A 12,368-nucleotide genomic window follows, 5' to 3' on the forward strand; every position below is an offset into this window, starting at 1 on the left:
ATGGGGGTTTGCCGAACACTATCGGGTTGTGGCAGGTCATGGATGTCCATCATGCAGCACCTTCGAGAAGGGTCGAGGAAGAAGCGCCCATCTAACGCTCCCGCCATTCCCGAAGGGGACTAACTATGTCTGGTCACGCACGCCGCTCGCGATGACCCGACTCAGAACTCATCCTTCGCCGGGCGCTGCGGTTGCATGGAAACGGACGGTTGCTCTTCACCGTCGTGCTTTGGCCAATCCACATGCAGTACACCTCTGCGTGTCCAGTAACCGTCCGGCTCCAGCACCTGCAAACGTCCATCGGTGGCCAGTCGCGACAGCCATTCGCCAGGCAGGAAGTCGACCGGGCCAAAAAATAATTGCCCGGTAAACAGATCCTCTTCCGGCGGGGTAAACCTGGGCTGGTACTTGAGCAGCGCACCGTGGCGTGTGCTCAGGTAACAGAACGCCCCCTTGACCCCGCCGACCCTCAACAGGTTGCGGTAGAAACCCAGTTCATCACGCCCGACAAAATGCTCGCGCAGTTTGTCATTGCCGGCCGCCTCACCCATGGTCTTGAAAAACAGGTGGCAGGCTTGCAGTTGGTAACCTGCGGGGTAGGCGGGAACCGGCGGATCGGGAAACAGCAGGGTGCTTTCATACAGAAACAAGCGTTGCGGCACTGAGGACTCGATACCACGGTCATTAAGGGGTTGCGCTGCGATGAACGCGCCTTTTGCCGTGTCGACCAGAATCGCCCCAAGCCACTCTCGCCCCTCAAACCTGCCGAGGCGTTGTGCGCAAGCGCGTGCCGCATCGTCGGGATGGGAAAACATCGGCCCGAACAACAACCCGCGATCGGGCTGGGAGCCGCCAGCCCCTGCGTTGGCAACCCAGCCGGAGCTGACTTTGCCCGGCTGGCTCCAGACGCTGCTGGTGTGTTCCACCTGTATATCCAAGGCACTCGCTAGCTGGCGAATGTACTCCAACGCGGTCAGACGGCCCGCCTTCAACTGTGCCCAGGTCTTTGCCGCAGGCAAGCCAGGAGCGAACGGTGTCGCGCTGACGGGGGTCAGTCTGAGCCAGGCGCCGTCCACGCAGGAGACGTGCACAGGCAGGTAGGCGTGATGGGTCGGCGTACTGGCTCCCCAGGCCCGCTCCAGGTCTTGTGGCGCAACAAAATTGCGGTACAGCGGATCGTCCACGAGGATATCCGGCTTCGCCGGCGGGCACAGGTACCACCCCAACAACTCATAGTCCTGCGGTGGCTTGCCCTCGAGCATCACCCGGTCCAGGCCCAAGGCGCCTGTGGTACCGGCAAGCGGTACACTGGCCACATAACGCTCAAGTTTTTTCGCCTTGAACAGCAGGCCGAACTGCAAGCGCGTGCGGGAATCGGCCAAGTGATGCAGATAAAACTGCAGGTCGGCCCGTTGCACAAACACCGGTGTCAGCCCTGTATCGGCGGCCACAGGCAGGGCCTCGGGCACAGAGGCATTCGGCAGCCACTGCGAAAGCACACGCGCCGGCCCCCACAGCGCACTGCCCTCGACTACCCGCAACTGCCCGGTCCGTGCGACCCGGTTGACGAACTCACTGGGGGTCACGGAACCCTCACGAAACCGGCGTTCGACTTCACTGCGCTCCGGGTGCGCCTTGTCGCGGCCACGCACCGTTACCAGGCCTTGCAGGCTCTGTTCGAGGGCGCTATGGCTGGCGGTGTAGCACAACAAGGCGCCGTCGGCACACAACAGGTATTCGCGGCCGGGAGAGTACCGGGCCGGCACGGTGGACGGGCTGAGCATCGCCGCCAGAAACGCGGTGGAAAACATGTTCTGGTAAACCGCACGCTCTTGCTCGGTGAGGGCAAAGGGCACCTCCCCCGCTACCCGCGAGTGGTAACGCGCCACGCACGTGCTGGCGCTGAGGAACATCGCTTGCGTCACCAGTTCATCCAGGCGAATCCAGCTCGGGGCGAAGTCTTCGACCTGTACCGGCAAAGGTTCGGTTGCGGTAAACAAGCCATCGGCTCGTCGCAGGATCAGCCCGCCGTACACCTGGTCACGCCGTGTGCCCAGGCGCTGCAAGGCATAGCGGGCGGCATCATCGGCGCAACTGAACACCGGGCCCAATTGCCGGCGGCTGATGTGCGCGAATCCGATCCAGTCAGCCCCAACCGGCCCCGGCACGTCCCAGCACTCACTGGTGACCCGCACCAGCAATTGGCCGCTGGCCGCCACCTGGCGAACATAGCTGCGCGGCGTCAAGGTGAGCGCCAGTTTGGCGGGCAGTACGTGCGGGTCGACTTCACCGGACTCGTCGCGAAACAAGGCAAACGGATCTTGCCGGGTGTGGTACTCCAGCAGCGCGCCGTCAAGCGTGGAACAGTACAGCGGCAATGGCGACAAAAACCCACCGCGCCTGACCCGCTGCTCATCGTAGAGGGCGTGATAGAACGACTGCGCGTCGATGAAATGGCGGGCCAGCCAGGCGTCCTGCCCTGTCAGGCCCGGTGCGATGCGCTGGCAGGCGTAGTACACGGCGTGCACCCGGAAATCGTCGACCAGTGCAGGCGCACCGAATTCGCTGGCATGGTAGAGACGATCCAGCAAGTGCCCTGGCAGCAGTTGTGTTGCACAAAATTCGTCGCGTACCGTGTGTTTGATCACCAACCCCAGGCCACTGGCACTGATGGCGTAGCGCGTGCGCCCACGGGCACAGGCCTCCGCCACGGCATCGCGGGCCGTGGCGAACACCGGTCCAAACTGTGGTTGCGACGCCACCCGGGGCTCATCCATCTCGAACGGCCCCGACCAGTCGCTCTGCACCTGGCCCTCAGGCCCCCAGACCGGATTGCCCACCACCACGCGCAAACGCCCGCCCAAGAGCATTTCGCGTACAAGGTCGCCGGGCTGCAGTATGCCGTCGCGCAATTCATGCTGAATCTGGCTGCCACCGGCGCCAGGGGCGACGCGGGCGCGCAGGTCATGGGCCATGCCCGGCGCAAATGGCTCATAGCACAGCAGGCTGTCCGCCGAGCCCGACAGGTAGGCCAGCGGGATGTCCGGTTGTAGTCCGAAAATCCCATGCAGGTCCGTGTCCATGAACATCTGTGCCGCAATCGCGGCCTCTTCGTCCGGCCACGTCAAACCGTTGCCATCACCGCGCCGGCGGGAGCTGCAGATACCCTGCACGCGGTGCCCCGCCGGCAACACGATGGGTCGGCCCTGTCGATCCACCGGGCAGACGTGACTCAGGTCGAAACGCCCGGCTGGGTTTGCCTGGGGGGCGGTGGCGACGAAACGTTGGTCGTCACGCTGCAGGATCAGGCCGGTGTAACCGCTGTCGCGGCGACTGCCGATCTGCTCGTGGGCGTAGCGCGCCGCATCGTCTGCAAGCACGAAGGCCGGACCGAGGTTCAGCGTATGCCGCGCATAGGGCGCCCAGTCCGTGCCGACGCGTCCTGGCACATCCCACAGCGCACTGGTGCGCAACACCGTCAACTCACCGGCCGCGGCGACTTTGCGCACAAACTGCAGGGGCGTCAACGTGCCCGCTATCAGCGCAGCCTCAACGTTATGGTCGATTTTGTGCGCCGAGGTTGGCTTGGGGTTATAGAACTCTAATGACGCCTGAACGCTGGGGAACACCAGTCGCAACTGCGCACCGTCGAAGGTGCTGAAATAGAGTACAAAGGCGACGCCGTCGAGTTGCGCTCTGGATTCGCCGATGGCATGGGCCAGCGCTTGCGGTTTGATAAAGCGCTCGTACAGCCAGGGTTGCTTGACCTGTGGCGGCGCAGGCGAATCGGTGCACAACGTGAAGGCACCGAATAAGGCCCACGAGCGTGGCACGCTGAACGTGTCAGCACGCTCCGACGCAAATACAACGGCGGGCTTGAAGTCCATCCGGGCCACCGTCACCGGTTCGGTTGCCATGAACACTTGCCGCTTTTCATGCTTGAGCACAAAGCCCAACTGCTGCTCGGCAGGGCGACGTAGCAGTTGTTCATGAACACCCGCCATCACCTCAGTCGCATCCCCTTGGATTGGCCCCAGGTAGGGTTCGGGCGTGCGGGGAGCCGGGTTCACCAAGTAAGGGCGCCAGCCAGGCAAGAGGTCCCCGCGCCAACCGGCCCAGACCGGCGAGGTGACGATAACCGACACTCGACCGGCCGCCATCAGCTCCTGGATATATTCCCCGACTGGCTCATCGGCCAACGGTAACGCCGGCGTCGCCTGCCCTTGCATCCTGGCTTGCATGCGCTCGACAAAGCTTTTCTGCATGGCGCGAGTATCCGGCGCGAAACGCACCAGAGAACCTTGCGGTCCCACGCTGAAAAACGCGTTGAAGTGGTAGTAGGTTGCAAACACCGCCTCAGCGCATGGGACGCTCTGCGTCAAGGCAATACGCTGGGCGGACCAGCCGGGGCGCTGACGTTTGATTTCGGCGTGACGGTCGATATCACAGAAGTAATAGGCCTCGTAGAGATAGCCGTGGGGCAGTAACCGGTCGGCAGCCGACTCCATGCTCACCTCGTCGGGGAACAGAAAGTCGTGCAAAGCACCTTCCTGGGGGTAGCTGGCGTGGTAGTCGCCCTCGGCATCGGTAAAAATGTAGCCCCCATAGGACCGCCCCGTGGCCCTGTTGATCTGCGTTGCCGCGTAGCGTGCGGCAGCGTTCAACGTAGCGAACGGCGGGCTCTGCCGATGCAGCAACGCCTCGACAGTCAACGCCTGGGCAGAATTCGTCATGTGCTGATCACTCCTTTGAGAAGGGTGGACGGCCACCCTCACGGTTACACCATCCTGAAGAAGGCACATGCCCTGAGGCGTTAGATAATTAAGACATGCGCACCACAACAGCGCATGGATTGACGCCCCCATACCGAGACAGCACCAAGACAGCGCACAGCAGCGCATAGACTGACCGTTAGACGGTGCTCCTCCCCGGCACGTCCTTTGCTACACCAGAGGAAAAGCTGTCTAAAAACGACGTCAAGCACTCACCATGAACCTGCCCGCCTCCACCGCCCTGTTCACCCCCAGCTGGCATGCCGAGCTGGAACTCGGCTACGCCCGTGTCGGCGACACCACCCGCCCGGTGATGCGTCGCCACCATGGCCCGCTGCGGGTGCAAAAACACCTGTACGCCGAAGGCCCCGAAGTGTGCCAGCACATCATCGTGCACCCGCCCGGCGGGATTGCCGGCGGTGACCGCCTGGACATCCGCGCGCATGTCGCCGAAGGCGCCTGGGCGCAATTGACCAGCCCCGGCGCGGCCAAGTGGTATCGCGCCAGCGGCCCTGCCTATCAGCAACTGGAACTCACCGTGCAAGCCGGCGCCACCCTGGAGTGGCTGCCCCAGGAAACCATTGTGTTCAGCGCGGCCCAGGCCGAGCTCACCACGCGCATCGACCTGCAGGGCGATGCTCGTCTGTTTTACTGGGACGTGGTCGCCCTGGGTCGCCCGGCCAGTGGCGAGCGCTTCGATCTGGGGCATTTCCAGTCTCATCTGGATATCCGCCGCGACGGCCGGTTGCTCTGGCATGAACGCCAGCGCATTGTGGGCGCCGACGGCTTGCTGGAGTCGCCCATCGGGCTGGACGGCCAGCCGGTGTTGGCGACGCTGCTGCTTACCGGTGAAATCGACACAGACTTACTGGAACACTGCCGCACCCTGCCCCATGCAGTACGCGGCGACCTGACTCAATTGCCCGGCTTGCTGGTCGCCCGTTGCCTGGCCAGTGAAGCACTGCTGGCGCGGGCATGGCTGATCGATTTATGGCGCTTGTTGCGCCCGGCGGTGCTCGGCCGGGAAGCCGTTTCACCACGAATCTGGAGTACCTGAACCATGGACCTGACCCCACGGGAAAAAGACAAACTGCTGATCTTCACCGCAGGCCTGGTGGCCGAGCGCCGGCTGGCGCGCGGAGTGAAGCTCAACTACCCGGAAACCATCGCCTACATCTCCGCCGCGCTGATGGAAGGCGCCCGCGACGGCCGCACCGTGGCCGACCTGATGCACTACGGCACCACCTTGCTCAGCCGCGAACAGGTGATGGAAGGCATCCCGGAAATGATTCCGGACATCCAGGTGGAAGCCACCTTTCCCGACGGCACCAAACTGGTCACCGTCCACCAACCCATCGCGTGAGGCCTGGTCATGATTCGTGATGCGACCCAAGACGACTTGCCGGCGATCCGCGATATCTACAACGATGCGGTACTCAACACCACAGCGATCTGGAACGAACAGCCGGTGGACCTGGGTAATCGCCAGGCCTGGTTCAGTGCGCGGCATGCCCAGGGATATCCGATCCTGGTCTCGGTGGAAAACGGTGAGGTCACCGGTTATGCCTCGTTCGGCGACTGGCGCCCTTTCGAAGGCTTCCGCTACAGCGTCGAGCACTCGGTGTATGTGCGTCACGACCAGCGCGGCAAAGGCCTCGGCCCACGCCTGATGCAAGCGCTTATCGAACGTGCGCGGGAAGGCGGCAAATACGTGATGGTCGCCGCCATCGAAAGCGGCAACCTGGCTTCCGTGCGCCTGCATGAACGATTGGGCTTCGTGTCCACCGGGAAAATGCCGCAGGTGGGCATCAAGTTCGGCCGCTGGCTGGACCTGACCTTCATGCAACTGGCCTTGAACCCGGGCGCCGAACCGCCCCAGGAGTGAAAACGATGAACGCCACGCACCTGCGTCGAGTCAATGCAGAAAGTTTTGCCCATTACCGCCCGGGCTTGATCGAGCTATTGCTGGATGCCGTCAGACACGGCGCATCGGTCGGCTTCATGGCGGACTTCGATGAGGCCCAGGCGCGTGCTTACCTGAGCACTGTGCAGGCGAGTATTGAAGACGCCAGCCTGTTGCTCTGGGTCGTGGTACGCGACGAACAGGTGATCGCCAGTGTGCAATTGGCCTTGTGCCAAAAAGCCAACGGCCTCAACCGCGCCGAAGTGCAAAAGTTGCTGGTACACAGCAGCGCGCGGCGTCATGGCCTGGGCCAGCAACTGATGCACACCCTGGAGCTCGCCGCACGCCAGCACCAGCGCGGCCTGCTGTACCTGGACACCGAAGCCGGTTCACCGGCCGAAGCTTTCTACCAGTCGCTGCGCTACACCAGGCTCGGTGAACTGCCCGACTACTGCCAAAGCCCGGACGGGCGCTACAGCCCGACCGCCATTTACTTCAAGAAACTGGGGCAACCTGCATGATTCCTGGCGAATACCGGATCCAGCCTGGCGACATCGAACTCAACGTGGGCCGGCGTACCGTCACCCTAAGCGTGGCCAACAGTGGCGACCGGCCGATTCAGGTGGGCTCGCACTACCATTTCTTCGAGACCAATGACGCACTGACGTTTGACCGGGCGGCGAGTCGTGGCATGCGCCTGAATATTCCGGCAGGCACGGCGGTGCGGTTCGAGCCGGGACAGAGTCGCGAGGTCGAGTTGGTGGATTTGAGTGGTGGCAGGCGGGTATTCGGCTTTGCAGGTCGGATCATGGGTGATCTTTAGGGCCTTATCGGGGGCAAGCCCCCTCCCACATTTTGACCGTGTTCACACATCAAGGTGGGAGGGGGCTTGCCCCCGATAGCGATCTCACATTCAACACATATCTTCAGGGCAACCACATGAAAATCAGCCGCCAAGCCTACGCCGACATGTACGGCCCCACCGTCGGTGACAAGGTCCGCCTGGCCGACACCGAGCTGTTCGTCGAGGTCGAACAGGACTTCACCGTCTACGGCGAAGAAGTGAAATTCGGTGGCGGTAAAGTGATCCGCGATGGCCAGGGCCAAAGCCAGTTGCTCGCCCATGAAGTGGTCGACACCCTGATCACCAATGCGTTGATCATCGATCACTGGGGCATCGTCAAGGCTGACGTCGGCTTGAAAAATGGCCGCATCCACGCCATCGGCAAGGCCGGCAACCCGGATATCCAGCCCGGCGTGACCATGGCCATCGGCGCCAGTACCGAAGTGATCGCCGGTGAAGGCATGATCCTCACCGCCGGCGGCATCGACAGCCATGTGCATTTCATCTGCCCGCAGCAGATCGAAGAGGCCCTGAACAGCGGCGTCACCACCCTGATCGGCGGCGGCACAGGCCCCGCCACCGGTACCAATGCCACTACCTGCACCTCTGGCCCGTGGCACCTGGCGCGCATGCTCCAGGCCAGCGACTCATTCCCGATGAATATCGGCTTCACCGGCAAAGGCAACGCCAGCCTGCCCGAGCCATTGATCGAGCAGGTCAAGGCCGGCGCTATCGGCTTGAAGCTGCACGAAGACTGGGGCACCACCCCCGCCAGCATCGACAACTGCCTGAGCGTGGCCGACGAGTACGACGTACAAGTGGCGATCCACAGCGACACCCTCAACGAGTCCGGCTTTGTCGAAACCACCCTCGCCGCGCTCAAGGGCCGCACCATCCACACCTACCACACCGAAGGCGCCGGCGGCGGCCACGCGCCGGACATCATCAAGGCCTGTGGCTTTGCGAATGTGCTGCCCAGCTCCACCAACCCGACGCGGCCCTTCACCCGCAACACCATCGACGAACACCTGGACATGCTGATGGTCTGCCATCACCTCGACCCGAGCATCGCGGAAGACGTCGCCTTCGCCGAAAGCCGTATCCGCCGCGAGACCATCGCCGCCGAAGATATCCTGCATGACCTTGGCGCATTTTCCATGATCAGCTCCGACAGCCAGGCCATGGGCCGCGTCGGCGAAGTCATCACACGCACCTGGCAGACCGCCGACAAAATGAAAAGACAGCGCGGCCCGCTGCCGGGCGACGGTGCAGGCAACGACAACTTCCGGATCAAGCGCTACATCGCCAAGTACACCATCAACCCGGCGATTACCCACGGCGTCAGCCATATCGTCGGCTCCATCGAAGTGGGCAAGTGGGCCGACCTGGTGCTGTGGCGCCCGGCGTTCTTCGGGGTCAAGCCGACGCTGATCCTCAAGGGCGGCGCGATTGCCGCCAGCCTCATGGGCGACGCCAACGCCTCGATCCCCACGCCGCAACCGGTGCACTACCGGCCGATGTTCGCCAGCTTTGGCAGCGCCCTGCACGCCACCAGCCTGACCTTCATCAGCCAGGCGGCCCGGGACGCCGGGCTGCCCGAGGCCCTGGGCCTGAAAAAGCAGATCGCCGTGGTCAAGGGTTGTCGCGACGTGCAGAAAACCGACTTGATCCACAACGATTACCTGCCCGACATCGACGTCGATCCCCAGACCTACCAGGTCAAGGCCGACGGCGTGTTGTTATGGTGCGAACCGGCGGATGTGCTGCCGATGGCCCAGCGTTACTTCCTGTTCTGAGGTGTACGGCCTGCGTCCGGTTACAAGTCCTGGTACAAGTCTTCGATGCTGTCCAGCTTGGCGCGCTGTAACGCTTCGTCGGTGAGCTTTTCCACCTGGGCCCGGTCTTGCGCCGCCAGTTTCTCCATTTCGGCGTCGAGCTGCGCCTGGGTCATCACTGCCCCCGGCGGCACCTCGGCGGCCGGCTTGCCCAGGTGTTCCGCCAGCCGCAGTACCTCGCTGCGCCAACGGTCCTTTTGCACCGGATCAGCGGCGTCGAGCCAGGCTTGCTGGGCATCGCGCAGATCCAGCCAGGCCTCTGCCTTGCCTTGCAGCGTCTTGAAGGGCTCTGTGTGTGCCTGCCGGAGATAATCCAGCCAGAACGGCTGCTCACTGATCGATTGCCGCAACAGGTTGCCTTCCTCAAGGGCGAGCACTCGCTTGCGGGCCTGTTCGATCATGTCCGCGGTCACGTCCGGTTCCGAGAACATCATCCGAGCGGATTGCCAGGGCAAGTGCAATTTGTCCGGGGGCGCCAATTCGGTCGCGTAGATCAGGTAGACCTCTACCTCGTCGATGTCGCGCATCGCATTGCCCTGCGCATCGCGATGGGTGATGCGTTCGCCATCGGCGTCGCGCTCGGGGTATTTGCGCCCTTCGGCCACCAGCGCATCGACCCGGGCACGCGCAATCCGACCCAGTTCATCCAGGCGTGACTTGCCGCGCGCCACAGCCAGCAAGTCGCGCTCCACCGTGTCCGGGAGAAGCGAGTCGTACGCCCGCGCCACCAGCACTTCAACGCCCATGGCATTGAACAGTTGGGCACCGGCATCCACGCAGGTGGTGGGCGCCGCGGCCATGGCAAACAGTTTTTCACGCAAGGCTGTGTTGGCCGCCGCCGACTCGACCATTTTCCACACTTTGCGTGTGAGATCGATCTTGGCCGCACTCTCTTGTTCGAGTGCATCTGCAGATTCGGACAGTTTGCGCAACTCATTGAAAAACGGTTCGGAGCCGTGCTCATTTTCCAGGGCGTCCCAGGTGTCCTGTTTGGCCCGCCACTGCTCATCGCTCAGGCCACTGCGCCAATGGATGCTGTCCATCACCCCTCGCAGCGGATAGGTACGGTCCGGCTCCAGCCCGACGGACAGCCGGTAGCCCCTGACGATCTCCAGATTCTGCGCGGAAATGAACGCCGGTTCCACGCTGATACGGGTGCGTGCCACGGTGTTTGCGTGGCTTGACCCAGGTTCGACCTGGGGAACGCTGTCCAACCGATTGGCGCTCAGGTCCAGCACGAACGAACGCGCCCGTGGTTGCTCAAACAAGCCGGTAGGCCACGTGGTCTGCCCGCTGTCGCCGAGCAGCAGCATGCTCAATTCCGGCATGCGGCCGATGTCGGGCGCGCGGCCAAGCGGATTGCTTTCCAGCCCCAGGTAGTTCAGCTTCGTAAGCCCACTCAGGTGGTTGAAGGCGTTCGTGTCCAGGACAATCTGATTATCGGACAGCTCCAGCTCGGTCAATCGCTGCATTTGACCTATCGGCTCGGGCAGCACGCTCAGTTCGTTGTTACTCAGGTCCAACCGCCGCAGCCGCTTGAAATAGCGCAGGAAGGGGCTGGGGTCTGTCGAGATTCCCGCATCCGATAGGTCAAGGGCCGAAACATGGTCGAAGTTGGCGGTCAACGGCGGCAGTTGCTCAAGCTGGTCATGCAGGTCCTCGTCGGACAGGTCGAGGACTTGCCCATGGGAGTACCCGCTGACATCCGCATCCTCGGGCCCAGCGCGGCGCCAGGCGTCGCGCAAGGCCTTGACGATTCGCAGGCGGGCAAACCGTTGTTGCTGGAATGCCCCTGAGCGGCGCTGCTCCTCGGTGACCTGGTTATAGTGTTCGCGTTGCCAGTTCTGCAACGTGTTGTCGAATGTCTTGTATTCCATCTCCAGGGCCTTGAGCCGGGATTGATACTCCAACCCCATGTCGTCGATGAACGTGTTCACTTGCTCGAAGGTAAACCCAGGGAAAAGGGTGCGCACGCGCTCCTCGATGATATGCCCCCAGGCCGTATGCTGACCGTGGTTGCTGGCCAGGTACCCCAACTTCCCGCTCGCCAGGCGCGGTGACGGTCGGTGTGAAAAGAGGTACCGGCGCTGCTGGAGTTTAAGCACCGTGCGCAACTGGTCACGGGGCAGCGCCGCGGCAATGATCCTGGCCTTCAGTTCCTGCCCTTGCTTGATGTTCGGCAAGCCGATGGCCTGGCGGTGCTCGTCGGGCAAGGCGTGCTGGATAGCTGAGTAGAGGTCGTCGGGCTCATGCAGGGTTTCATCGCGGACATTGCGTGCCTGGTAAAGGCCCTCTCCAACCCGCACCAACACCTTGCGTTCAGTCGCCTGCTGCGGGCCGAAACTGGCCCGTAGCTCACCGTCCAGCTCTGCCTCACGCACTTCCAGGCGCAGGTTGTCCTTCCATCCCGCCAACCTCGGCACTGAATTGACGACCAGGGCTTCGGTGTCCTTATCCGCCAGCGCCTCCAGGTACAGGCCCTCGTAGGCGTGGGTCAGGCGCATGTTCTGCTGCAGGTCGCGCGCCTGCTCGGCCAATCGCAGCGGCACACGCTGCCGGGTGTTGAGCGTTTTTCTCTCCTCGGCAGTAGCGCTCCCCAGCAACTCCTGGACCATGAGCGTCGGGACCCGAGCAAACTGGCGCTTGATCAATTGGGTGGCGGCGTCCGTGGGCGGCTGCTGTCCGGCGTAGAGGCTGCGCATCAAGCGCGCGCGCTGGGTGACCGCGAAGGTTTGCAGACGTGCCTTCAGGGCAGCGACGCGCAGTTCCGGCGTTCTGGGGGTGTAGCCAGGCAACAGGGCATGGATCTGGGCTTCGTCGAGAAAACCGATCACCCGCGCGGGCAACTGGCCCTTCATCAATTCTGTAAGGCTGATCCGCAGGGTGTCGCGGGTGGAGGCGCCGGGGTCGCCGTACTTCACTGACCGGCCGCTTGGCTCGATGTCCCAAAACGCTTCGATCGCCAACTGTTGCGGCCAACCCTTGAGGTACACAACCAGGGACGCTGGATAGCC

The 12,368-nt window shown here is 63.1% G+C and carries 8 protein-coding genes; 6 read left to right on the forward strand and 2 right to left on the reverse strand.

Annotation, left to right across the window (positions count from 1 at the left end; genetic code table 11):
- Positions 1–161: 161 nt before the first annotated feature.
- Complete coding sequence (locus tag BFN10_RS23110) at positions 162–4,733, reverse strand: hypothetical protein (RefSeq protein WP_071491629.1); 4,572 nt, start codon at positions 4,731–4,733, stop codon at positions 162–164.
- 256 nt (positions 4,734–4,989) lie between these two features.
- Here BFN10_RS23110 and BFN10_RS23115 point away from each other — a divergent pair, with 256 nt between their 5' ends.
- The 6 genes from BFN10_RS23115 (at position 4,990) to ureC (ending at position 9,315) form a co-directional block, all read left to right on the forward strand.
- Positions 4,990–5,829 carry an urease accessory protein UreD gene (locus BFN10_RS23115; protein ID WP_071491630.1) on the forward strand — a complete coding sequence of 280 codons (840 nt, stop codon included), beginning with the start codon at positions 4,990–4,992 and terminating at the stop codon, positions 5,827–5,829.
- 3 nt (positions 5,830–5,832) lie between these two features.
- Positions 5,833–6,135 (forward strand): urease subunit gamma, encoded by a 303-nt coding sequence (ureA, locus tag BFN10_RS23120; RefSeq protein WP_003171437.1) that lies wholly within the window; start codon positions 5,833–5,835, stop codon positions 6,133–6,135.
- Positions 6,136–6,144: 9 nt separating this feature from the next.
- The gene (locus BFN10_RS23125) at positions 6,145–6,657 is read left to right on the forward strand and encodes a GNAT family N-acetyltransferase (RefSeq protein WP_071491631.1); all 513 of its coding nucleotides are present in this window, start codon (positions 6,145–6,147) and stop codon (positions 6,655–6,657) included.
- Between the two features lie 5 nt (positions 6,658–6,662).
- The gene (locus tag BFN10_RS23130) at positions 6,663–7,196 is read left to right on the forward strand and encodes a GNAT family N-acetyltransferase (protein ID WP_071491632.1); all 534 of its coding nucleotides are present in this window, start codon (positions 6,663–6,665) and stop codon (positions 7,194–7,196) included.
- The gene (locus tag BFN10_RS23135) at positions 7,193–7,498 is read left to right on the forward strand and encodes an urease subunit beta (protein WP_058423547.1); all 306 of its coding nucleotides are present in this window, start codon (positions 7,193–7,195) and stop codon (positions 7,496–7,498) included. Before BFN10_RS23130 ends, BFN10_RS23135 begins: the two co-directional genes overlap by 4 nt.
- A 116-nt stretch (positions 7,499–7,614) precedes the next feature.
- Positions 7,615–9,315 (forward strand): urease subunit alpha, encoded by a 1,701-nt coding sequence (gene ureC / locus BFN10_RS23140; RefSeq protein ID WP_071491633.1) that lies wholly within the window; start codon positions 7,615–7,617, stop codon positions 9,313–9,315.
- 20 nt (positions 9,316–9,335) lie between these two features.
- Here ureC and BFN10_RS30225 read toward each other — a convergent pair whose 3' ends face one another.
- Entirely contained in the window at positions 9,336–10,826 is a 1,491-nt protein-coding gene (locus BFN10_RS30225) for an NEL-type E3 ubiquitin ligase domain-containing protein (RefSeq protein ID WP_425273024.1), read from the reverse strand.
- Between the last annotated feature and the right edge of the window lie 1,542 nt (positions 10,827–12,368).

This window comes from Pseudomonas extremorientalis, assembly GCF_001870465.1.
Lineage (GTDB): Bacteria > Pseudomonadota > Gammaproteobacteria > Pseudomonadales > Pseudomonadaceae > Aquipseudomonas > Aquipseudomonas extremorientalis.